The organism is Acaryochloris marina S15 (assembly GCF_018336915.1).
In the GTDB taxonomy this organism is placed as follows: Bacteria; Cyanobacteriota; Cyanobacteriia; order Thermosynechococcales; family Thermosynechococcaceae; genus Acaryochloris; species Acaryochloris marina_A.
Window position 1 is genome coordinate 2,953,126 of sequence record NZ_CP064923.1, and the last position, 23,873, is coordinate 2,976,998.

A 23,873-nucleotide genomic window follows, 5' to 3' on the forward strand; every position below is an offset into this window, starting at 1 on the left:
GTGGGGCTGGAGAAACTCAATCATCGGACCATGAAATCCTATGGTCTCTCGCGTCGAGAATTATTTGAGCAAGTGGACCAACCAGAACTCAGGCCCTTGCCCAGTCAAGTGTTTGAGTTTGGAGAATTTAAGAACGCAAAAGTGAGTTTTGATTATCACATTGAGGTGAACCGCCACTATTACAGTGTCCCTTATGAATATGTGGGGAAATCAGTATCCGTCAAGATTACGGAATCTTTGGTGCAGATTTTCCATGACCATCAGCGCATTGCGATACATGAACGTTCTAGCTTGCCGTTTCAGCATTCCACTGAAGAGGGGCATATGCCACCAGCGCATTTGGCTTACAAAACCCAATCGAGAGAGACCTTCCTGGCTTGGGCCCAGAATGTTGGACCGGCGACAAAGCAGCAAGTGATAGATATCTTTGAGAAGAAAGCCCATGATGAACAGGCGTTTCGTGCTTTGAAAGGGGTGCAACATCTAAGAACAACCCATGGTGCTCAGCGATTGGAGGCGGCCTGTAAGCGAGCGAATGCCATGGGGATGGTGGGTCAACGCTATCTCAAGTCCATGCTCCAACACAAACTGGAATCTGACCCCTTACCGGATGAGGAGCATAAGGTGGTGCTTCTTCACCATGCCAATGTCCGTGGGTCCAAATACTATCAAGCAACTTAGGGGGAGACAACGATGCAAGCAATGATTGACCAGCTGCAACACATGAAGCTTACGGAACTCTTGGAGGCTTGGCGAGAACAGCAGGCCTTGCCCACCTATCATGATCTATCGTTCGATGAACGACTCGCTTTGATGGTAGAGCGTGAATACATCCGACGACAAAACCAACGGATGCAGCGCCGACTCCGGCAAGCTCGACTGCCGGTGCACGCCACCCTTGATGCAGTGGATTTTGATGTGCCCAGAGGGCTCAAAAAGATCCAGTTTCTCGAATTTGCTCAAGGCCATTGGCTCCAAGAAAATCTGTCATTGATTTTGCTTGGTCCCACGGGCGTGGGAAAGTCTTTCTTGTCAGCTGTACTGGCCCATCATTTGTGCAAACAAGGCCATAGCGTGCGCTATATCAAAACCGCTGATCTGGTTCTGGAGTTGAAGTTAGCCAAAGGAGATGGGTCTTATCCCAAACTCCGAAAACAATTAGCGGCTTACGATCTACTCGTGCTCGATGAATGGCTTAGAGATCCACTGTCTGTCTTTGAGGCTAGAGAAATACTCGATATCTTAGATGAGCGTTTCCGTAAAGCTTCCTGTTTATTTGCCACGCAAATGCCCCTCGAACAATGGCACTCACAAATTCAAGATCCCACCCTGGCTGATGCCATTCTTGACCGGATTATTCATGATGCGATGAAGGTCCCGCTTCGAGGAGAATCCATGAGGAAATTGACCAGTAAACTGACCCTGAAGCCAGAAGGGGACATCAGTAATGACCGTTCAGATGAGGATAAAACAACGAGTGAAACAACCGCTACATCTAAGCCCAAAACACAAAAGGAGAAAAGGAATGAAAAAAAGGAAGGACAGATGGATGAATAGACCCGATGAGCTCACGATATTCCTTTCGTGATATGTATGGATTCAGATCTAATTTTTTGCCTATGAATTGCAACAGCATTTTGGACATCTCAATTTACTCACCCGATATTAGCGAGTGAGTAAATTGATAGATTTTCGTCTGTTGCTACAAACTACGCAGCAATTGGACTCGCAGGTATTTTTGATTTCCCTTTTTTGACCACTGGTAAACGAGGACGAAGGGTCTGTGTTTGTCCTGAAGGGGCGACATGCGTCGTAAACCCCTTGCTATTTGTGCAATAACCCGATAGATAAGAAAAAAGATGGGCTGCAAATGATGTATCTCCAGCTCACCTTATTGACAATGATATTGCCACTATACCAACCCCATTTACGCCGTCAACTGTCTCCTGCCCAGTATCTTCTCCTAGAGATCCTCGTTCATCTATTACAAACACTTCGCTGCGTCAAAATCGAGACGCTAGCAGAAGGGCTGCCACTGCCGATTCTTTTTGACAGTCGCCGAAAAAAATCCAACGGTTCTTATCCTTACCGACCCTTGAGCTTGAAACGCTTTGGGGCTACCGCTGGTTAAGCTGTGGCTGAGCCAGCAGTATCCTCAAGGCTCCCAGCTTTATGTCGTCATCGACCGTACGAGTTGGGGAGTGATTAATCTATTGGTGGTCAGCGTGGTCTGGCAACATCGCGCTATTCCCGTATGGTGTGAAGCCCTCTGCAAAAAGGGCAGCAGCAACTATGACGAGCAAACCGCTGTTTTAAGCAAAGTTATCAGCCATTTATCAGCCTATCGTCTGGTCATCCTCGGTGACCGAGAGTTTTGTTCCGTCAAGCTGGGGCAGTGGTTAGGCCAACAAGAGGTCTACTTTTGTCTGCGACTCAAGCGCAATACCGAAGTGGCTCTGGCTCAGCAGTTTACTCAACAACTCCAACAGTTTGGCCTTGTCCCAGGTCAAAAGCTATTTCTCAATGATGTGCGCGTCACTCAGGCTAAAGGCTTTGGAACTTTCAATGTGGCAGCCAAGTGGAAACGACGGTATCAGGGGTTTGCACCTGATGAAGCATGGTTTATTCTCACCAACTTCTGTGACCTCAATAGTGCTATCGTCAGCTACCAAAAACGCTTCTCTATCGAAGAAATGTTTCGGGACTTCAAGAAAGGAGGCTATTGTCTCGAAGGCTCTCAAGCCATGCAAGAACGGTTGGTGGCTATCGTTATTGTGATTGCCATTGCCTATACCAGTGCGGCACTGCAAGGGCAAAATCTCAAGCAAAAAGGACTACAGCGCTATATTACTAGACCCGAATCCACCACTTCACTGAACAAGCGGCATAGTGCATTCCGAGTTGGACTATCTGCGTATATGTGGGCCATAACGGGGGATGGAGTTCTGGCTCGATTGGTGGATGAGCTAATGAAACTCTCTCCCAATAAGCTACCTGAGTATCAACGGGGGATGAGAGCGATGGAGCTTGTCTGTGCTGGGTTGTAGCCTTCATGTCGCCCCCTCAGCTGAAACAGACAATCCTTATTGTCAGCCCCATCCCGCAATCATGATGGTCACAGGCTATGTGGTAGAGAGAGGTTTAATCTTGCCCCCTTATGAAGTTGACCAGAAGACCAATGAAATCAAGGCCTTGCCTGAAATGATTGAGCAGCTTGCTCTCAAAGGAGTGGTCTTTGCCTTTGATGCCATCAACACCCAAAAAAACAGCACAGCTCATTGTTGACAGTGGCAATGAGTATCTCGGGGCGCTCAAAGGCAACCAGAAAGGATTACTGACTGATGTGAAAGCACATTTTAAGCCAGAATCAACGGTTGAAACCCTGGGAAAAGGGCATGGTCGCATTGAAAAGCGAACCGTTAGTATCTGCCGTGACCTGAGTAATATTCGACAATGGCCAGGTCTCAAAACACTCATTCGGGTTGAATCACAACGCTCTGAAATCTATAACGACATGATTGTCGATACCCAAGAGACTCGCTATTACATCACGTCACTCCTGGAGGAGGTAGAACCTTTGGCACAAAGAATTCGGGGGTATTGGGGAGTAGAAAACAAGGTCCATTATGTTCGCGATGTCACCCAAGGTGAAGATGCTTCAAGGATTCGGACCACACCCCTTATTGGCCTGTTCGTACAAGCGCGTAATCTATCACTCAATCTTTATCGAGAATATGGATTCACCAATATGGCTCAGGCAAAGCGACGATGTGAACAATCACTAGACATACTGATGGATGTTTTTAGAATGAAATAGCCCTGGTGGGAAGGGAGTATTCATGCAACAATACCCAATCGACAATGAATTCATTCAACCATTGAATGTCTTGCTCCTGTCCACTTTTTCGAGTAAAGGTCACTGTCTACTTTTTCGAGACAAGATCATTTCAAAAATGGGCGAACCGTGAGTACAAGATATATCGACTACTACACAGCTTTTTTTCAAAGGCTTTAATCTCAAACTTCAAAGTTAAATCCTTGTTGCTTCAATAGCTCATATTTGCTTTGGTCGAACTGATAGAGCCTAGCAGCACGATGGGCAACTCCAATTTGTCGCTCATCCAGAGAGATTAAGAGATCCATTTTTAGCAATTTCTTACGGAAGTTACGTTTATCTAAAGGATGACCCAAAACCGTTTCATAGAGATGCTGGATTTGGGTGAGCGTAAATTTTTGCGGCAGTAATTCAAAACCAATCGGTTCATAACGAACTTTGCTCTGCAAGCGGTGGATAGCCTGTTTCAAGATTTGAGCATGATCGAAGGCTAGGGATGGTAAATTTCCAAGGGAATACCAAGCTGCATCTTCAGCATCAGTAGCGGCCTGTAAGGGATATTCAATTAGGTTGATTAAAGCGTAGTAGGCAACGGAGATGATGCGATCGCGCGGATCTCGACCCAAATCACCAAAGGTATAGAGCTGCTCTAGAAAGATACCTTGAACACCCGTTTCTTCCTGTAGTTCCCGGCGAGCCGCTTCTTCTAAAGATTCATCCATCTGCACAAAGCCGCCAGGCAGTGCCCACTGATGCTGGAAGGGAGGAATCTGGCGCTGAATTAGTAGGATTTTGAGATCAATCTGTTCGTCTAAGCCAAACACCACACAGTCAACGGTAAGACCAGGGCGCGGATAGTCATAGGTATAGGGCATAGGATAGGGTCAATCTTGACATCGTGTAAAAGTGACACTATGATAGATTTAGTTGAGTTAGTGTCACTTTTACACTATAGAGCAATGCAACAGCATTTTGAAGTCGCGGCTGGGTCTATTTTGGGCCAGAACCATCGACGAGTCAGTCAGAATAATCAGGATGCTTGGGCCATTCTTACACCAGGTCAAGCAACCATTGCGGTGGTATGTGATGGGTGCGGGAGTCGACCTAAAAGTGAAGTCGGAGCGCAGCTAGGGGCTCAGTTAACGGTGCACACTCTTGCTCAATTAGTGGCAGAGGAACGACCAGAAGACGAGCTGTTTTGGCAGACATTGAGAAAGCGCCTATTAGAGAAGATGCAGACTTTAAAGGAGCCGTTAGGAGCGGATGAACAAGGGCTGTTGGATTACTTCTTATTCACCCTGACTGGGTGTTTAGTAACCCCAGAAACAACCTGGATTTTTGGTCTAGGGGATGGGGTATTTGCCATCAATGAGCAGCTTCATCAGATTGGTCCATTTGCCAATAATGCTCCGCCCTATTTGGCATACAGCTTGCTATGGGAAGCCGAGAAAGGCCCCGATCCATTTCAACTCCAGATTTATGCTCAACAACCTACTGAGCAGGTGCAGTCTGTGCTGATTGGAAGCGATGGGGTAGGGGACTTAATGAATGTAGCGGAAGAGTATCTCCCTGGAAAGTTGGAACCTGTGGGACCACTGAATCAGTTCTGGTGTTGCGATCGCTATTTCCAGAATCCTGATCAGGTGCGACGACGGCTCGCTCAAATCAATAGAGAGGTGATACAGCCGGACTGGGATGCTCAGCAGGTGCGGAAGATTCCAGGTTTATTACCGGACGACACTACGTTAATCAGTATTAGACGGAAAGAGACGGAAGAAGGAGGCAGTGATGCTAGGTGCGATCGCAGGTGACATGATTGGGTCAGTTTTTGAGCCCCATTGGCGACGAATGAAACGGAAAGAGTTTGAATTATTTAGTAAGAAATCGAAATTTACAGACGATACGGTACTTACGATGGTCCCCGACCGGCCTTCGGCCATCGCAGTTGCGGATGCCATTCTCCATCAGAAGGAGTATGTCCATAGCATCAAGGACTATTATCGGCGCTATCCCAAAGCTGGCTATGGCAGAACCTTTCGAGAATGGGGGGCATCAGACAGCTTGGAACCGTATCACAGTTGGGGGAATGGTTCAGCCATGCGGGTCAGTGCTGTTGGATTTGCCTTTGATGATTTAGAAACGGTATTGCGAGAAGCGAAGCGAAGTGCAGCCGTCACCCATGATCACCCAGAAGGGATTAAGGGAGCACAGGCAACTGCGGCAGCCATTTACCTAGGGCGACAGGGGCAGTCTAAGGCGGAGATTAAAGCCTATATCGAAGCAACCTTTGGCTATGACTTGAGTTTGAGCCTGGAAGAGATTCGACCCCAGTATCAGTTTGATAGCTCCTGTCAGGGGTCGGTACCCCAGGCGATCACGGCATTTCTAGAATCTACAGATTTTGAAGATGCGATTCGCAATGCCGTATCGCTTGGAGGTGATAGTGATACCCAAGCCTGTATTGCCGGTGGTATTGCTCAAGGGTTTTATGGTGGGGTACCAGAAAGGATTGCCCAGGAGACTTGGAAACGGCTCGATGCAGACTTACAGCAGGTGGCCACGACGTTTATACAGACTTTTGAGATCAAACAAGTTTAAAGCAATACGGTATTGCAATACGGATTTATTTTAGGTGCGCTAGCAAAAAGCTCAATCTCTTTTCTGTGAAGAGGTTTTAGGGCAATACTGTATTTTATAAGATCGTATCGTCAATTGGTATTGCGATACGAAGCTCATGCTACTTCTAAATTTCTATGGACGTTTATATCAATCAAAAACGAGTTCGCCTACGCCCTAAGCAAGCGATTGGGAAGGGGGGAGAAGCGGATGTGTATCGCCTCAATCGAACCACGGCGGTGAAGCTATTTAAGTCTCCCAGTCATCCTGATTTTGTGGGCATGGCTGAGGCTCAGCAGGGCGCACGGGAGCGGTTGGCGCTGCATCAGCAAAAGCTGCGGCAGTTTCCCCAGTCGTTACCTGAGCGGGTGATTGCCCCACAGGGGTTGGTGATGAATCAAGGCGGACGGCGAATTTTAGGCTATACGATGCCGCTGGTGGCGAATGCGGAGGTGCTGTTACGGTATTGCGATCTCCGAAGGAGGGTCGGGGACCATCGCAGGCGGGTCGGAGACCATCGCCAGGTTCGGCAGACGATAGACACACAGGTGGTGGTCAATCTATTTCTGGATCTGCACGAGACGGTGGCCAAGCTGCATTGTGCAGATGTGGTGATTGGAGATTTTAATGACCTAAATATTTTAGTGCAGGGCACCCAGGCATTTCTGATTGATGCCGATTCATTCCAGTTTGGTTCATTTCCCTGTTCGGTGTTTACAGCCCGCTTTGTCGATCCACTACTGTGTGATCCGCAGGGAACACAGCCTATTTTATGTCGACCCTATTCCTGGGAGTCAGATTGGTACGCCTTTACGGTAATGCTGATGCAGGCACTGCTGTTTGTTAATCCTTATGGTGGTGTTTATAGACCGTCTGATCCAGCTCAGAGATTGCCTGCGGCAGCTCGCCCCTTACATCGGATAACGGTGTTTCATCCCCAGGTACGCTATCCGAAGCCGGCTTTACCGTGCGATCGCTTACCGGAAGCATTGTTAGATCATTTTCAGCGGGTGTTTGAACAGGATTGGCGGGGAGCATTTCCGCGATCGCTATTGGAAAATTTGCGCTGGCAAACCTGTCCGTCCTGTGGGGTTGAACATGCTCGATCTGCTTGTCCCAGCTGTGTGCAATCTATAGGGGTTGCTCCACCCGTTCAGCAGGGACAGGTTAAGGTCACGACGGTCTTACAAACGGATGGGGTGATCTTGGCGGCTACGTTGACAGCAGGGCATCTGCAGTGGTTGGTCTGGGAGGAGGGGCAGTTTAAGCGGGAAGACGGAGCGGTGATGCTCACGGGCGATCTCAGTCCTGAGTCCGACTGGTATCTACAGGGTCAAACTACTTGGATCGCACAGCAGGGTCAGGTGGTGAGATTATCGGCAGATACGGAGCGGATCTCGGTGGATTGCTATCAAGGTCGGCCCCAGGTTGCGGTGAATGATCGGCATTGTTATTGGTTGAGCCAAGGACAGTTAATGCGGGACCACTCAGTGGTGGGGGAGGTATTGGCCGGACAAACCCAGTTTTGGGTGGGACCTCGGTTTGGACTGGGTTTTTATCGAGCCGGACGGCTGAACGGGGCTTTCGTCTTCGATGTCCAGCGCTCAGGGATAAATGATCGGCTGTCGTTGTCCATGGGAGCGGGGACGATAGTGGCGGCCAACTGCACGTTTAGTCAATCTTTGGGATGGCTCTTCGTGACGATCCAGGACCAAGGGGTACTTCAACAGCAATGTTGGGTAATCGCACCGACGGGTCAGGTGGTGGCTCAGGCCGATGTGGGGGAATGGACGGCAGGGAGATCGCCCATTTGTCCCCATTGGGCGGTGGAAGATGCCCTGCTGGTGGCGACGGATGAGGGCATTGCTCGGGTGCAGGTAGATCAAGGGCGATTGATCCTGCAGCGACAATTCCCGGAAACGGAGCCGTTTGTGCAGACGGGCTATCAGGTATTGGCGGCTCCCCAGGGACTCTATACGGTAGGGTCCCAAACCATTCAGTTATTGCAGTTGTAGGAGATTTTAAAATGATGTTGACGCAATTACCCATTCCTAATTTCTTTGACCCTCAACGGGTGGGGAAGGTGTGGCGGGTCCCTTACCAGGACAGAGTCCAACAGGCCCGGGACTGGGCAAGCCAACAGGGGGTGCAGCCAGCAGCGAAGGATAAAATGCGGATTTGTCTGATGGCAATTGATGTCCAAAATACGTTTTGTATTCCCGACTTTGAGCTGTTTGTGGGGGGACCGTCTGGGATGGGGGCAGTGGAGGATAATCGCCGACTTTGTGAGTTTATCTACCGCAATTTGGGGACGATTACGGAAATTGCACCGACGATGGATACTCATACGGCGATGCAGATCTTCCATGCTGATTTTTGGCTGAATGATCGCGGCGAGTCTCCCACGCCCCTGACGATGATTTCTTTGGCAGAGGTGGAACAGGGGGCCTGGAAGGTGAATCCGGCAATGGCCTATAGTCTGGGCAATTATATGGCTCTGCAGAATTTTGCCCGCCACTATGTCCAACGCCTTTCCCAGAAGGGGAAATATCCCCTGACTATTTGGCCCTATCACTCGATGTTGGGAGGCATTGGCCATGCCCTGGTGGCGGCGGTGGAGGAGGCCTGCTTTTTCCATAATCTGGCTCGCCATAGTCAGACCAATTTTGAAATCAAGGGGGGCAATCCTCTGACAGAAAATTACTCGGTGCTCCGACCGGAGGTTCTCGATGATCCGAAGGGACGGCCGATTGCCCAAAAGAATATCCGGTTTATCCAAAAGCTGTTGGATTTTGATGTGGTGATTATTGCTGGGCAGGCCAAGAGTCACTGTGTCGCCTGGACTATCGATGACTTACTCACGGAAATTCAAGCCCATGACCCGGACTTGGCGAAGAAAATTTACCTGCTGGAAGATTGTTCTTCGCCGGTGGTGGTGCCAGGGGTGGTCGATTTTACGGAGCAGGCCAATGAGGCATTTCTACGGTTTCAACAAGCGGGCATGCATTTGGTGCGTTCTACGGATGAGATCGCAGGTTGGCCTGGCATCAATCCTTAGACGGATTAAACTATGGCTCGATCAGCGTCTGCTGGGTCTGCTGGCTTTTCTCAATAATGCGTCAATCACTTCCTCTCTATACACCTCACTTTTTAAGGAGAATGTTATGTCTCAAGTTCCGAATCTAAATGCACTATTCCAATCAGCCCAAGCGGATGGGGTACTCTCACAGGCATCGATGCAGGCCCTCAATATTGTCGATATTGGGGCACAGATCCAGGCTGGCCTGGGAACGCCAGTCGATGATGTGATGGCTAGTGAGGTGGTGCTGGTGACAATCATGCCGGATGATTCGGGTTCGATTCGGTTTGCCGGCCATGGGGCGGTGGTCCGGGCTGGACATAATACGGTGCTGGATACGTTGGCCATGTCCCCACAGAAAGACCATATTCTTGTTCACAACCGCTATCTCAATGGGGCGGTGCTCTATCCCTACTGTTCTGTTGACCAAGCGATGCGGATGGATCAACACAATTATGATCCGAATCTGGGAACGCCGCTCTATGACCAAACTCTGGTGTTACTGGCTACGGTTCTAGCGAAGGCCCAAGCTTTTATCGATAATGGGGTGCCGGTGCGGACGGTATCTCTGATTATTACGGATGGAGCGGATGCCCATTCTCGGCGTTCTGTCCGGGAGGTCAAGATAATGGTCGAGGATATGCTGCGCACGGAAGACCATATTATTGCAGCAATGGGCATCGATGATGGACAGACGGACTTTAAACGGGTGTTTCGAGAGATGGGGGTGCGTGAACAATGGATCTTGACGCCGGGCAATTCCCATAATGAGATTCGGAAGGCTTTTCAGCTCTTCTCCCAGGCGGCGCTCACGGCCAGTCAGTCGGCACATAACTTTAATCCAATGGGCGGATTCACGGCTTAGATATGAGAAATGAGGCTAGAAGATGATCCTGGGGGCAAAGGCCAATATCAATCAGGGGGCGATTCAGAGGTTATGGCAGGCTTTAATGCACAAACCAAATCATGACGAGTAATGATGCCTATCAAACATTGATCTTTATCAACCACAGGTAAACGGTTAATCTTCTTAGTCAACATCAAGTTGGCCGCAGACGTCAAAGGCATATCAGGCTGAGTTGTGATCGGCTGGTTTGTCATCACATCTTGAACCAACATCCCAAATGCTTTTTGCATATGCTGATGGAATTGCTTCGGTGACTCAAAATAAATCACGCTTCCAAGCAATGTCATATATAGAGGAGGTTTCATAGGAGATTCTCTAACCAACAAATCACCTTCAGAAATAATGCCAACAACATGATTTACATCATCAACAACTGGCAAACCACTAATTCGGTGGTCTTCTAACAGCTTAATTACCGTCTCTAAAGAATCTGTGGGAGAGATAGCAATAGGATCTGGGGTCATAAAGTCTTTGACCACGGGACGAGAAATAGCCATTAGCTCACCTATTTGATGTGTTAATTGCTCAGTCTGAAGCGATACTATTCTATAAATTAGTGAGTGGGAACTCTAGCTTTAACAAACCCCCAATCAGGACGTAAATGCCTGGCGCCTCTTTGGTAGATGTGATGAATCGGTTGATTCGGATCAGGAGTATTGAAATGAATCAAACAGCGTATACAAAAATCCAAATCACTTTCTACATACATTTGCTGCACATCTAGCAGGGGGACAGTATCCCAGTTGGGACGCTGACGAGCAATTGCTGCAGGGAAAACGGCATCTAAATCCCGAGTAACAGAAAACGTTACGCTAATAATCTCATTCACATCCAGAGAATTTTCTGACTCAATGGCCAACATGAGCTCAGTAACGACTTCCCGTATTGCGGCAACGGAATTCTCAGAAGCAGTCGTTGCCCCACGAATTGCTCGTACTTTCCATGACACAGAATTATCCTCCATAGCTAAATCATGCCTCAGGATTTAAGAAAACCTGCGCCATGTTAGCAAACTTGACATCTTCAGGGAATTGACCCACATCACAGAAAATCTACGGTTCCCCACCTTACCTGTTTATTGAAACATGTAAGGCTCATTAAAGCTAAATTGAATTGCGATATCAATTCAACTCTAACCCTCTGAGGGACACCATATTTAAGGTCGATAGAGCCACAAGGGTAAACCATTCGTTGCTATCTCAAAATTTACCCAATTAAGAACTTGGGGAGGTACAGACAACGAAGATTGCCGGCTACCGGGTAGCAACTTACTCCAAAAAGATTTTTCTTCCTCGATGGTGTTACATTTAGCTTTTTCAGGATCGAGACCTGCCAGTTCAGCAGCCCAACACCGGGCATCTTCTTCCGTTCCCAATCGATCCACTAGGCCTAGTTCAAGGGCTTGTTGTCCCGTGAATACGCGCCCATCAGCAAACTGCTTGACAGCATCCACTTCTAAGTTGCGCCCTTCTGCCACAATCTCCACAAATTGAGAGTAGCTGCTATCAATCAGATCTTGGAGAATTTGCCTCTCCGGCTCGGTTAACTCTCGATCAAAGGCTAAAATATCTTTGTAGGGGCCAGACTTGATGACTTTGAAGGAAACGCCCACCTTGTCTAAAAGGCGTTCCAGGTTATTTCCTCGGAGAATCACCCCAATACTGCCAGTTATAGTGCCTGGGTTAGCCATGATGTATTCAGCCCCCATGCCAATATAAACTCCGCCAGAAGCAGAAATATTGCCAAAGCTCGCAACAATCTTGACCTTTTCCCGCAGTTTAATTAGGGCACTATAAATTTCATGGGAGTCAACGACCGTTCCTCCTGGACTATCGATGCGGAGGAGAAGCACTGGATAGCCTTTCTCTTCAATGGTTTTGAGGGCTTCCAATACATGCTTTCGGGTTGCTCCTGCGATCGCACCTTTTATTTCTAAACGGGCTATTTGTTTGCGGGCACCTTTAAACGGCCAAATCATGGGCAATATTTATCACTGATTGTTTTCAACGCTATTGGGAACAGAAAGTTGAAAATGATCGGTCTATGCGTATCACTCCAGGCCTAGCCGATTGTGAATGCATGCCGTCCATTCAATCGCCATCAAGGTTCCCAAAGCCTGTATTGTAACTTGGTCATCTCTACAATGCTCACATCGGATAACCGCCCAACTAAATTGTGAACACCGAAGCATACATCTTATAATCAAAGCAAAGGTTACAAAAAGTTTAAGTTTCTCAGACTAGATTTACGTAGGTCTGCGGCTTTTGTGGCTTTCTTTCATGCTTGGTGCTTTGAGACCAGCGTAACTAAAGCCTATTTTTCTTTTCGATCCTTGCTACGGATAATTATGCAATTTAGTCTGCCAGACTCCCAACGCTTTCCCAATCGTCTGACCCTGATCGCACCTTTCTTCCTATGGGGAACGGCGATGGTTGCAATGAAGGGAGTTTTAGCCCACACCACTCCCCTTTTTATGGGTGGCTTGCGCATTGCACCCGCAGGGCTGCTGGTCATCGGAGTAGCCCTGCTACTGGGTAAAGCTCAACCCAAGGGATGGCGGGCTTGGCTATGGATATCGCTTTTTGCCCTAGTCGATGTCACCTTATTCCAAGGTTTTCTGGCATTAGGACTATCCCATACCTCTGCGGGGCTTGGATCTGTGATGATCGATTCACAACCCCTCGTGGTGGCCTTGCTGGCACTGATCCTCTACGGGGAGCGAATTGGGCTTTGGGGATGGATAGGATTAGGCATTGGTGTGGGCGGGATTAGCTGTATTGGGTTGCCGGACGAATGGATTTTGCAGTTGGGGTCTGGGGAATGGCTGCAACAGGACTGGCAGCAGTTTCTAAGTTGGCCATACCTCAATCAACTCACCCAAAGTGGAGAGTTTCTGATGCTGCTCGCGGCGTTATCCATGGCAGTGGGTACTGTGATGATCCGTCAAGTTTGCCGCTATGCCGACCCCATCAGTGCAACCGGTTGGCATATGGTCATTGGGGGGCTTCCCCTGTTTTTAGGATCTGGACTCTGGGAATCTGAGCAATGGGTCCATCTAACCCATATGGATTGGCTATCCATTAGCTATGCTGCTGTTTTTGGCAGTGCGATTGCCTATGGCCTCTTTTTCTACTTTGCGTCCAAAGGCAACTTAACTAGCCTCAGTTCCCTAACATTTTTGACGCCAGTCTTTGCCCTGATCTTTGGCAACCTGTTTTTGTCAGAAGTCCTCAGCCCAGTCCAAACCTTTGGCGTCTGCCTCACTCTCGTCAGTATTTATTTTGTTAACCAAAGAGAGCAGCTACCCACCCTGGGAGAGCTTTTGTCATCTCTAGAACTTCGGGTGTTGGGCACCAAAAAATCTAAGGTTGCTGAGATTACAGTTCGAGTAGATGCCAAAACTACCGCTAAATAACAGGAATTCACCTTCTATTCACCGGGACTAGGATTTGGCAGGGCACTATTCAACAGCACCCCCATCAAGCTGGAAAGCCCAATGCCTTCCAAGGAAAACTGGCCGATTGCTAGGCTCATATTCCCAGCCCCCAGCACTAGAATCACCCCCACAATAATCATGTTTCGCGACTGCAGCAGGTTACTACCAGACTGCACCAAGCTGTTGATTCCCACTACGACAATGGTGCCGAACAGCACGACCAACACCCCTCCCATTACGGGTGGGGGAATGGTCCTCAACAAAGCGCCTAATTTACCGGAGAAGGACAGCATAACGGCAATGAGGGCTGCCCAAGTCATAATGCCAGGGTTAAAGGCGCGGGTCAGAGCGACTGCACCGGTTACTTCTGAGTAGGTGGTATTGGGAGGGCCCCCCAACATCGCTGCGATGGAGGTGGCTACACCATCCCCCAATAAGGTGCGGTGTAATCCTGGGTCACGCAGTAAAGGGTCGCCGGTGACTGAGCTAATCACGAGAATATCGCCAATATGTTCGATGGCCGGGGCAATGGCAACGGGGATGAAGAATGCGATCGCAGGCCAATGCAGAGTCGGTGAGGTAAAGTGAGGCAACATAAACCAAGGAGCCGCCAAAACCGGGGCGAAATCAACAATTCCTAACAGCAGAGCACCGACATATCCCACACTAATCCCCATCAAAATCGGCACCAATTGAAACGTTCCTCGGGCCAACAGAGCCGCTACAATCGTTGTAAATAATGCCAAAGCAGCCAGGAACTGTGCCGTTCCCACACCATAATTAGAGCCTGCCTCGGACGCCATTTGAATGGCAATGGGTGCCAAAGAAAGGCCAATCACCATGATCACAGGCCCTGTCACGATGGGTGGTAGCACTTTTAAGATCGGGTCTGGGCCCCGCCACAAAACCAACAAGCTCAAAAGCATGTACAACAATCCAGCCGCTGCCAAACCCGACATCGTTGCAGCCAAGCCAAACTGCTGAATACCAGCTGTAATCGGCGCAATAAAGGCAAAGGAAGAGGCCAAAAAAGCAGGGACCTTCCCTTTGGTAATCAGTTGAAAGACCAGGGTTCCTATACCCGCCGTAAATAAAGCCACATTGGGATCTAAGCCTGCCAGGATGGGGACTAAGACCAACGCCCCAAAGGCAATAAACAGCATTTGCGCGCCCAGGAGCATATCCTGGAGACGAAAGGAGTAGGAAGAGGATGAATCGACCGGCTGAGGAAGGCTGGGGTTCATAAACAAACAGTACCGGTTCCGAAATTTCTGTCTTCCCAGTATCAGTCAGCCTTTAAGGGGATCAAGATAGCGCTAGGGTTTTCTTCATACTTGGCTTAAGCTTTAATCCTGGCCCATCTTGGCAATCCCCTGCACCTGATAATGAATAGCTAACCATTGCCGATAGATTTGCTGTAACTGGCGAGTTTGATAGACCAGCCCTTGTATATCCACCTCAAACAGATCCAAATCATTGACGAGGGACACATACTGAACCTGCAACGGTATCAATGCCGTTTCGATCTGTTCTTCAATCTGGATCTGAGGAAGAGAGGGATTGAGTGTTGATGATTTCACGCTATTGAGGTCGAAACGCAAACTTGCCGTCTGCTCTTGCAGCTGATGGAGAGAATATTGCAACCTCTGTTGATCCTTTTGAAAAGGGAGCAATCGTTCAGAAAAATCTGTTTGCATGCCTACCAACTGATGGTTCAACGTTGCCATTTGCTCGTGCAGGTTCCTTAAGGGGTCTCCCTGAGAAGCTGAAATATCAGGAGACATCGGTTGTTTCACGGAGAAAGTGAGAGTCTCTAGCTGAGTTTGCATAGACTGCACCTGCTCCGACCAAGTTTGAACCAGTTCGGCTATTTGAGTTCTATCGATCGAGAGTGGAGCATTTTGGTAATGATGAAGGGTTGCCTTCAATGCTGCCAGAGAAGGCCGCTCAACCCTTGGGGTGGAAATTTCCTGTAAGTCCTGCATGAGGGAGGTTAGAGACTTTCTGCAATCCTGCCCTTGCTCTTTTAAAATCTCAATCTGTTCCACCCACTCCGGTCGTGTTTGAGCACCATCCCCCTTTTGGGTCTCCAGACGCTTAAGTTCACCGGATAAGTCAGCAAGGTACTGACGAATTTGAGTTACCTCAGACTCCCTGCCATCTCGTTGATGCCCAGACACATTAGCCTGAATCGCCTGCAGGTCTTGGTGTAAGAAGACTCGAATCTTATTCAGTCTTAATCCCGCATAGTAGTCAGTGAGTCGATCCATCTGACGCCGATTATGCAAATTGAGAACAACGGCACAACTAAGGGGGGCTGCAGCCAACACCATGTTATGAGTGACAAGGGTCGCAATCCCTCCAGCCATGACCATCAATGCCGAGAAAAACTCTAGGCCCTTCAGTCTGGTACTTTGCGCTTTTGCTCGCTGGGATAGGCCCGTCATGGCTGTTCGTCTTACATGCCTTGGACATCAAAGTTCAGGATTATCGCTATACCTTGCCCCTCTCTCGCTCTTATTCCTATTCTCCCTTTGGGGAAGCCAGACTGGAAAAAGTCTTTATAGGAATTTAATTCTGAACAACAAAAGGCTACGAAGATGGCGCTGAAACGGATAGGTTAGGGTCTATGGGCTGTTGCTGAACTCGCCATTGGGGTCCGGCTTGCAGGTGCTCTTCCAGCTTCTGCTGACACATGGGTGGAGAAAACCAATATCCTTGTCCTCGTTCGCAGCCCAGTTTCTTTAAGTGTAGAGCCTCGTCTTCTGTTTCAATGCCTTCGGCAATCACATCCATATTTAAGGTGCGAGCCAGGGAAATGATAGTATTCACAATCTCAGCATCTTTCGGTTCAGAGATCATTCGACTCACAAAGGATTGATCAATTTTGAGGGTATCTAGGGGGAATCGATAGAGGTAGCTCAGGGACGAATAGCCTGTACCAAAATCATCCAGACTGATGGTGATGTTGCGATCGCGCAATTGCTGCAAGGTTTTAATATGCTTCTCTTCATGGGACATCAGCATACTTTCTGTAAGTTCGAGCTTTAGATATTGTCCGTCTAACTCTGACTGAGATAAAACCTGATCAACAATTTGGATAAAGTTGGGATCTTGTAGTTGTTCGCTGGATAAATTAACGCTAAATTTCAACTCCGTTGCAGAGGCAAACTTTTGTTGGTAAGCCCGCAGGGTCTGGCAAGCTTCCTGGAGAACCCATTGACCAATCTCCACGATCAACCCCGTCTCTTCTGCCAAGGGGATGAAATCCGATGGCATCACTAACCCCCGCTCAGGATGTTGCCACCTGACTAATACCTCAACATCGCTGAGGTCTCCCGTCGTCAGGTCAATAATCGGTTGATAATACAGCACCAATTCTTGCCGATCGACCGCAGAGCGTAGATCTCGCTCCAGTTTGAGCAGGCTCAGGGTCTGGGCATGCATTTCCGGGCTAAACACCACAAAGCAGCCTTTACCTAAGGATTTAGCGCGATACATGGCAATATCTGCATCCCGCAAGAGTAAAGTTGCATCGTCATACTGCACGGAGTTGTAGGCGATACCGATGCTGGACCCGGTAAAGACACTATGATCTCCCACCTGAAATGGTGTTTTTAAGGTTTCTAGAATACGTTCTGCCACATGAATCGCATCATCAATGCCCTGAATGCCATCCAGGAGAATGGTAAATTCGTCTCCCCCTAAGCGAGCCACGGTATCAGAGGTGCGCAAGCAGTTTTCTAACAGATGTGCGATCGCAACCAGTAATTGGTCACCGACAAGATGTCCCAAACTATCGTTGATAATCTTAAATCGGTCCAGATCGATAAACAGCAATGCAAACTGATAATCGGGAATGCGATGTTGGCGCTTTAAGGACTGAGAGATCCGCTCCATCATCAAATTACGGTTCGGCAGCCCCGTTAACTCATCATGAAAGGCATCATGGAGCAATTGAGCCTGAGCCCGTTTTTGCTCCGTAATATCGTAAATAATTCCATCTAGGCGGCTGGGGCGTCCTTGATCATCCGTAATCACATGGCCCCGGTTTTTCAGCCACCTGATTTCTCCATCGGGCCGCAAAATTCGGTATTCAATGTTCAGAGAACCGGCTGCTAGCAATTGATCAAAGAAATGGACCATTTGATGGCGATCTGCAGGATGGATCACATCAAGCCATAAATCAGGACTACTGAGAAACGACGATACAGGATAGCCATGAACCGCCTCTGCCGCCGGATTCAAATACAACAACTGAAACTCTTCAACTGCTGCTGACCACACCACATCATCTAATGAATTGAGAATGCTTTCTAACCGGATTTCGCTCTCCTGCAATTTCTGCTGTACGAGCTGACGCTCATCAATTTCTCCTTTTAATTGAGAATTCACAGCTCGGAGAGTTCTATTCTGCTCAATTAACTGCTCATCTTGCAGATGGCTCTTTAATGCCGCCTTTACCGTTAGTTTTAAGTCAGTTTCGTCCCAGGGTTTAGCGATGTAACGATATAAATTAGCAGAATTAACGGCATGAATCACAGCATCTAGATTAGCCTCACCCGTCAACAGAATTTTTCGGGTTTTCGGATATTGAATCTGTAAATAGCTGAGGAGAGAATCCCCCCCCATATCCGGCAAATTTTGGTCACAAATGACCAAGGGAATTGCAATTTGGTCTACCTCTAATTCAGAAAATAGCTCTAGGGCCTCTCCGCCACTTTCTGCCACCTCAATGTCGTAGGTATCGTCGATGATTCGCTGCAATTGATCTCGAAGACTATTCAGAATCAATCGGTCATCATCAATGCAAATGATCGTGCCTTTGCTCACCGTTGCTCCACCATCGTCGCTGCTGTCACTTTGGGCACATTCCGTTCAAATACAATGAGGATTAACCTAAAAATAAAGCGAATTCTCAACTCATTAGCTCACTTCAAGCGGTAACCAAACCTCAAACCTAGTATGCCCTGGCTGGCTTTGACATTCGACCTTTCCTTGGTGTTTATCAACAATTTTACGGACAATATCCAGCCCTAAACCACTCCCTTCACCCGCAGGTTTTGTCGTGAAAAAGGGATCAAATATCTTAGCTTGCACCTCCTCAGGGATGCCACCTCCTGAATCCGTAATGCTGACCAGAATTCCCTGTTGATCCAGACCAATCGCTAATTCAATCTGTCCTTTATAATCCATAGCCTGCATGGCATTATGCAGCAAATTCGTCCATACCTGAGCCAGTTCTTCTGGGTAGCAAAGAATGTCTGGCACATCATCAAAGGCTTTGGTCAAATCGATGCCATGTTTAATCTGGTTATGGTACAAGGTCAGCACCGTTTCTACGGTAGCGGGAACAGACGCTTTGACTTTCTCATTACTCAGATCTTGGCGAGCATAGCTCTTCAAGGCAAACACAATTTTGGCTGCCCGTCCCACGGCCAAGCGGATATTTTGAGTGTTGTTATGAATGACCGTCAAATCATAGGCAACATTCATAACCTCGGTATTGTTCGGCAGCTCTAGGATGGGCATAAACGGTGACAGATCAGCAGACACCCCCATCTTACTGAGGGTGCTGGCCAGGTCAGCAGCAGGCTCTAAGCTTTTCTCTACCAGGATTTTCTTCAAGCTTCGTTTGAGCTTACGCTCCTCGCGAGAGGTCAACAACTCCTGTTGCTGGGCCACCGCCAGTAACTCAAAAAACGCGTCGGTTTGTTCTGGCTGTAATTGATCCAGAATTTGGGGGAGCCGCTGCATTGACTTCTCTAGGGAAGAGGCAATATTTTCGCCAGCTGCTTGAATGGCTCCCAAGGGCGTATTGATTTCATGGGCCACCCCTGCTGTCAGTTGGCCTAAAGCCACCATTTTTTCAGATTGAACCAACTCCTGGGTTCGCTGTTGAACTTCCTGTTCCAGAGACCGATTATATTCTGCTAACTGTTGCTCACTCTTTTTCAGGGCTTCGACCACCACGTTTCGCTCTTCCAAAGAGAGGCGTAGATCATGGACCATTTGATTAAATGATCGAGCTAACTCACCCAACTCGTCAGAGCGGTTGAGGGCAACATTTTGCTGTAAGTCTCCTGAAGAAATCGCGGTGGCAGCTTCGTTAATTTTTAAGATCGGGCTGGTCACCCATCGGGCGGTCGCAACCCCAATTAGGATCGCAAACAGCAGAGCAGCAACCGATAGACCAACAGTTGAGCGGTTATTAGCATAGATTTGTTCCATGAAGTCTGCTTCTGGAACCACAACCACACTGAGCCAATCTAAGCCATGCTGATCCTTAAGGGGATTAACTTGAAGGAAATAACGCTGACCCTCAATATCGATCGCCAGCTGTTGGCGCACTGAAATCTCCTGCAGGGTCCCAAACCGTTTCAATAATTTCTCAGTGGTTGCCCTAACGACAGGGTCTTGGCTTTCTAGGGCAGGTAAACGCTGAGGTCCTTTCTCGGACGGAGTAAAGGGCTGTTCGGAAGTGGACGTCGCCACCAATAATCCTGAGCGCTCCAGAATAAAACTTTTGCCGGATTTACCAATTTTGAGGGTTCGCAGAAAATCGCTAAACTGAGCAATCGATAGGTCCGTTGCTAAGACCCCTTGAAAGGTTCCAGACTGATCGTAATAGGGTTGTCCTAGGGTAATTGCTAAGGTCGGTGGATTCACCCAAGCATAAATATCGGTCCAAGTCGGCTTATCTTTTTTCTCGGGAATTAGGTACCAAGGGCGTTTTTGAGGCGCAAAGTTAGGGGATGTTTCTAATTTTGTCCCCCGTTGCCCATTTTGTTTGATGGAGTAAGTTTGTAAGTCTCCAGAATACTCCGTTACTTGATAGGTAAAACTGCCATCATCATTCGCAGCCAGCCCCACAAATTCACCTTGAGGCGTTCCAAACTGGATGTAGCTAATCCGATCAAACACCTGGATCTGCCGCCAAAAATGACGTTCCATGCTGTTTAGGGTATTGGCTTTGAGCTGCCCTAAATCTAAAGCATGCTGATTGAGTTGGTTGACGGCATGGGGAGCAGCCAAATAGGTTTGGGTTCGCTCAGCGATATGGACTTCCACTTCATCCGTCAACTGTTGGGCCAAGGATTCAATGGACCGTTGACCATTCTGAAATGATAAATAGCCCACCAAGCCAACAGCACCGCAAACCTGCAATACAAAGGGCACCACCAGGACCGTTCTGAGCTTCTGGCGACGAGCAAGTTTTCCTGGAAAGGATCGCAAAGTTTGGATAAACATCAACCCCTATCTCTATTCTTGAAATGCCGACAAGCCGGTTTTTATCACATCCATTAAATCTTCTTCATTCCAAGGCTTTGAAACATAAGCATGGAGTTTCATATTCTGATGAATTCGATCGACAGCAGATTGGTCTGCTTGCCCGGACAACAACACCGTCACAATTTCTGGAAATTTTTGATTTAACTCGATCAGGAATTCATCCCCCTTGGTTCCGGGCATTAACCAATCTGAAATAATGATCAGAATTTCAACATCATCTTCTTTCAGTTCATCGATGACTTCCCAGGCTTCTTCAACACTCTCAGCGATTTCACAGGTATGCTGATCACCAAAATATTTACTAATTTGGTCACGCAGGCTTCTTAGCACTACAGATTCATCATCAACACAAATAATTGCTGAATTTGCCATTTCTATTTTTATTAAGCCTCTAGACAATTACCTCAATAATCCTTATTCATAAACAGAGCAATAGATTATTGTCTTTTGAAAATTATTTATTCTAAACAGTTCAAAAGAGCCAGTATAGGAAGCTGGGCATTGTGATCCCACAAACAACAGGACCATACCCAGTTTGCCCAGTTATTCTTCTGACTTGAAACTTTAGGAACAGGAGTTTACTTTTCTACAGTAAAGCGGCCGCCCGTTCAGCCAAATCAGACCGCTCACCTTGATACAAAGTAATATGGCCCGCTATGGACTCAGACTTAAATCGCTCCACTACGTAAGTCAACCCATTACTGGCCGCATCTACATAGGGATTATCGATTTGCTCAGGGTCCCCGGTGAGAACCACTTTGGTATCTTCCCCGGCCCGAGTCAAAATCGTCTTAACTTCATGGGGAGTTAAGTTTTGAGCTTCATCCACAATCAAAAATTGTTTGGGAATGGTCCGTCCACGGATATAGGTAAGGGGTTCAATTTGGAGTAGCCCTTGGTCCATTAACTCCTCATGGCCCCGTCGCCAATGTTGAGGTTGCCCTGCCGCTTCTTGAGTCCCAAAAATCAGATCAAAATTGTCATAGAGGGGTTGCATCCAAGGGGTTAGTTTTTCGTCAATATCTCCGGGTAAATATCCCAAATCTCGTCCCATGGGCACGACGGGACGGGCAATTAACAGACGGCTATAGTTCTTCTCATCCGCTACTTTATGTAACCCTGCTGCGATCGCAATCAAGGTTTTGCCCGTTCCTGCTTTCCCCACCAAAGTCACTAAGGAAATATCGTCTCGCATCAACAATTCAAAGGCGAATTTTTGTTCGCGATTCCGCGCTCGAATTCTAGAAATGCCGTTATGGGGAAATTTGGGCAGGGGAATCACTTCCCCCGTGTGATCCCCCGCTAGGGCCAAGGCCGTGTGGGAAGGCTTTAGACTATCCACTAAAGTGACCGCCTGATTAGGCCATGTTTTTTCGGGTAGAGACGTCTGTCCTGCTTGAAATAGCTGACTGATCGTGTCGCTCCCTACCATGACTTCAGTCATACCGGTATAAAGCCCTTCAAAATCAACCTTATCCGTGGAGTAGTCTTCTGCAGCTAGTCCTAAGACATCGGCTTTGATGCGGAGATTGGTATCTTTACTCACCAAGGCCACGGGACATTGGCACTGATTTTTCAGTTCCAGGGCCACGGCCAAGATCGCGTTATCGGCTTGGTCCCCTTCTAATTCAGGTGGAAGTTCTTTGAGGGTGATGCGATCGCACAAGGCAACCCGTATCGTTCCTCCCTTCGGCAGGTCAATCCCATTTGTGAGTTGGCCCTGAGCCCTTAAATCATCTAAGGTTCGCGATACCTGACGAGCATTCCGCCCCGTTTCTTGGGGTTGCTTTTTGAACCGATCAAGTTCTTCGATAATCGTAATCGGCAAGACTACGTCGTTGTCCTCAAAGCGAAAGATGGCATTCGGATCATGCAGCAGTACATTCGTATCGAGGACAAACGCTTTTTTCATAGGAGAGATAATAACCTAGCAAGAAAATGGGCAGCCGAAAGTTGATACTTCATTACAGCACATTGATCTAAAACCTAGCGTCCCGATTGAAGCCATACCGCTGCAGATTTTATAGCGTACACACAAAATTTCTCCATAAAAAAGTAGCAGAAAGCCCACCTTTATATAAGGTGGGCTTTACAGGACTCATTTCTCTTCAACCAAAAGAATCGGCAGACATTGGAAGCTTCTATTGCAAGGGAAATTACCAAAGATAGCCTGTCACCCAGCAATATCTCTTTCTATGTCCCGCACAACGCTTACGACTTGATAGCACGGAGTTTGCGAGATAGCACAGCCGCCGATCCCATGCCACCAGAGAGAACAATCGCCACCAGGGGAATTTGAGGCGACTGGTGCTGAGGGACTTCGCTAATCTCATTCAGATTAATTCCCTTGGGCGTCACCGGCACCGTCAAGATATCTTGATGCCCCGACTCGCCAATGCTGACTTCCCATTCTCCCGGCATTCTTTCGCTGGTATCAAAGGTAAACTGACCCTTTTCATCCGTCTCGGTCTCCATCACTGGCTCAGTCAGATTGTCAGGGGAGTAAATTTTGACCTTGGCCTTCTTATGGGGCTCACCCGTACTAAATACCGCCGTAAACTGAACCTTATTCGCTTCTTCTAATACATAGTTCGTCTGCAGGGCATGGGCCATAGCGCGAACAGGAACTCCCAGTACAGCCAACAGCAGGAGCGGCATTAATACTTTAGATTTCATCTGCATTATTCCTAAGGTTTCGTTTTCAACT

23 protein-coding genes are annotated in these 23,873 nt (G+C 48.0%); 12 read left to right on the forward strand and 11 right to left on the reverse strand.

The window, feature by feature from the left end:
* From I1H34_RS13700 to I1H34_RS13725, 6 genes are all read left to right on the forward strand, one after another.
* Positions 1–681 carry a Mu transposase domain-containing protein gene (locus I1H34_RS13700; RefSeq protein WP_249369206.1) on the forward strand — a complete coding sequence of 227 codons (681 nt, stop codon included), beginning with the start codon at positions 1–3 and terminating at the stop codon, positions 679–681.
* Between the two features lie 12 nt (positions 682–693).
* Positions 694–1,557, forward strand: a complete 864-nt coding sequence (gene istB / locus I1H34_RS13705; RefSeq protein ID WP_212661652.1) for an IS21-like element helper ATPase IstB — start codon at positions 694–696, stop codon at positions 1,555–1,557.
* Between the two features lie 343 nt (positions 1,558–1,900).
* Positions 1,901–2,131 carry a hypothetical protein gene (locus tag I1H34_RS13710; RefSeq protein WP_212661656.1) on the forward strand — a complete coding sequence of 77 codons (231 nt, stop codon included), beginning with the start codon at positions 1,901–1,903 and terminating at the stop codon, positions 2,129–2,131.
* Positions 2,112–3,047, forward strand: a complete 936-nt coding sequence (locus tag I1H34_RS13715) for an IS4 family transposase (RefSeq protein WP_212661657.1) — start codon at positions 2,112–2,114, stop codon at positions 3,045–3,047. Before I1H34_RS13710 ends, I1H34_RS13715 begins: the two co-directional genes overlap by 20 nt.
* The gene (locus I1H34_RS13720) at positions 3,034–3,285 is read left to right on the forward strand and encodes a hypothetical protein (protein ID WP_212661658.1); all 252 of its coding nucleotides are present in this window, start codon (positions 3,034–3,036) and stop codon (positions 3,283–3,285) included. The genes I1H34_RS13715 and I1H34_RS13720 overlap by 14 nt, the downstream gene beginning before the upstream one ends.
* Positions 3,245–3,817, forward strand: coding sequence for an ISAs1 family transposase (locus I1H34_RS13725; protein ID WP_249370163.1), 573 nt, complete (start codon positions 3,245–3,247; stop codon positions 3,815–3,817). Before I1H34_RS13720 ends, I1H34_RS13725 begins: the two co-directional genes overlap by 41 nt.
* A gap of 200 nt (positions 3,818–4,017) precedes the next feature.
* Here the strand turns inward: I1H34_RS13725 and I1H34_RS13730 are convergent, their stop codons facing one another.
* Positions 4,018–4,710: an NUDIX hydrolase gene (locus I1H34_RS13730; protein WP_212661660.1), complete on the reverse strand. Its 693-nt coding sequence runs from the start codon at positions 4,708–4,710 to the stop codon at positions 4,018–4,020.
* A gap of 84 nt (positions 4,711–4,794) precedes the next feature.
* On the opposite strand from I1H34_RS13730, the gene I1H34_RS13735 reads away from it, so the two are divergent.
* The 5 genes from I1H34_RS13735 (at position 4,795) to I1H34_RS13755 (ending at position 10,395) form a co-directional block, all read left to right on the forward strand.
* Complete coding sequence (locus I1H34_RS13735; RefSeq protein ID WP_212661661.1) at positions 4,795–5,646, forward strand: protein phosphatase 2C domain-containing protein; 852 nt, start codon at positions 4,795–4,797, stop codon at positions 5,644–5,646.
* Entirely contained in the window at positions 5,624–6,433 is an 810-nt protein-coding gene (locus I1H34_RS13740) for an ADP-ribosylglycohydrolase family protein (RefSeq protein ID WP_212661662.1), read from the forward strand. The genes I1H34_RS13735 and I1H34_RS13740 overlap by 23 nt, the downstream gene beginning before the upstream one ends.
* A 155-nt stretch (positions 6,434–6,588) precedes the next feature.
* Entirely contained in the window at positions 6,589–8,466 is a 1,878-nt protein-coding gene (locus I1H34_RS13745; RefSeq protein WP_212661663.1) for a hypothetical protein, read from the forward strand.
* A gap of 14 nt (positions 8,467–8,480) precedes the next feature.
* Positions 8,481–9,509, forward strand: coding sequence for an isochorismatase (locus I1H34_RS13750; RefSeq protein ID WP_212666263.1), 1,029 nt, complete (start codon positions 8,481–8,483; stop codon positions 9,507–9,509).
* Positions 9,510–9,615: 106 nt separating this feature from the next.
* Positions 9,616–10,395: a hypothetical protein gene (locus I1H34_RS13755; RefSeq protein WP_212661664.1), complete on the forward strand. Its 780-nt coding sequence runs from the start codon at positions 9,616–9,618 to the stop codon at positions 10,393–10,395.
* A 47-nt stretch (positions 10,396–10,442) separates the two neighbouring features.
* Here I1H34_RS13755 and I1H34_RS13760 read toward each other — a convergent pair whose 3' ends face one another.
* The 3 genes from I1H34_RS13760 to sppA all read right to left on the reverse strand — a co-directional run bounded on the left by I1H34_RS13760 (position 10,443) and on the right by sppA (position 12,415).
* Complete coding sequence (locus tag I1H34_RS13760) at positions 10,443–10,934, reverse strand: CBS domain-containing protein (RefSeq protein WP_212661665.1); 492 nt, start codon at positions 10,932–10,934, stop codon at positions 10,443–10,445.
* Between the two features lie 56 nt (positions 10,935–10,990).
* Complete coding sequence (gene aroH / locus I1H34_RS13765) at positions 10,991–11,401, reverse strand: chorismate mutase (protein WP_212661666.1); 411 nt, start codon at positions 11,399–11,401, stop codon at positions 10,991–10,993.
* A 192-nt stretch (positions 11,402–11,593) separates the two neighbouring features.
* Positions 11,594–12,415, reverse strand: a complete 822-nt coding sequence (gene sppA / locus I1H34_RS13770; RefSeq protein WP_212661667.1) for a signal peptide peptidase SppA — start codon at positions 12,413–12,415, stop codon at positions 11,594–11,596.
* Between the two features lie 369 nt (positions 12,416–12,784).
* On the opposite strand from sppA, the gene I1H34_RS13775 reads away from it, so the two are divergent.
* Positions 12,785–13,852, forward strand: coding sequence for a DMT family transporter (locus tag I1H34_RS13775; RefSeq protein ID WP_249369216.1), 1,068 nt, complete (start codon positions 12,785–12,787; stop codon positions 13,850–13,852).
* A gap of 14 nt (positions 13,853–13,866) precedes the next feature.
* Here the strand turns inward: I1H34_RS13775 and I1H34_RS13780 are convergent, their stop codons facing one another.
* From I1H34_RS13780 to I1H34_RS13810, 7 genes are all read right to left on the reverse strand, one after another.
* Complete coding sequence (locus I1H34_RS13780) at positions 13,867–15,117, reverse strand: uracil-xanthine permease family protein (protein WP_212661669.1); 1,251 nt, start codon at positions 15,115–15,117, stop codon at positions 13,867–13,869.
* A 102-nt stretch (positions 15,118–15,219) separates the two neighbouring features.
* Positions 15,220–16,320: a hypothetical protein gene (locus tag I1H34_RS13785; RefSeq protein WP_212661670.1), complete on the reverse strand. Its 1,101-nt coding sequence runs from the start codon at positions 16,318–16,320 to the stop codon at positions 15,220–15,222.
* Positions 16,321–16,465: 145 nt separating this feature from the next.
* On the reverse strand, positions 16,466–18,706 hold the full coding sequence (locus I1H34_RS13790; protein ID WP_212661671.1) for a GGDEF/EAL domain-containing response regulator: 2,241 nt from the start codon (positions 18,704–18,706) through the stop codon (positions 16,466–16,468).
* 93 nt (positions 18,707–18,799) lie between these two features.
* Positions 18,800–21,124, reverse strand: coding sequence for an ATP-binding protein (locus I1H34_RS13795; RefSeq protein WP_212661672.1), 2,325 nt, complete (start codon positions 21,122–21,124; stop codon positions 18,800–18,802).
* A gap of 12 nt (positions 21,125–21,136) precedes the next feature.
* Positions 21,137–21,538 carry a response regulator gene (locus I1H34_RS13800; protein ID WP_212661673.1) on the reverse strand — a complete coding sequence of 134 codons (402 nt, stop codon included), beginning with the start codon at positions 21,536–21,538 and terminating at the stop codon, positions 21,137–21,139.
* A gap of 214 nt (positions 21,539–21,752) precedes the next feature.
* Positions 21,753–23,078 carry a PhoH family protein gene (locus I1H34_RS13805; protein ID WP_212661674.1) on the reverse strand — a complete coding sequence of 442 codons (1,326 nt, stop codon included), beginning with the start codon at positions 23,076–23,078 and terminating at the stop codon, positions 21,753–21,755.
* 299 nt (positions 23,079–23,377) lie between these two features.
* The gene (locus I1H34_RS13810; protein ID WP_212661675.1) at positions 23,378–23,842 is read right to left on the reverse strand and encodes a hypothetical protein; all 465 of its coding nucleotides are present in this window, start codon (positions 23,840–23,842) and stop codon (positions 23,378–23,380) included.
* Positions 23,843–23,873: the final 31 nt, after the last annotated feature.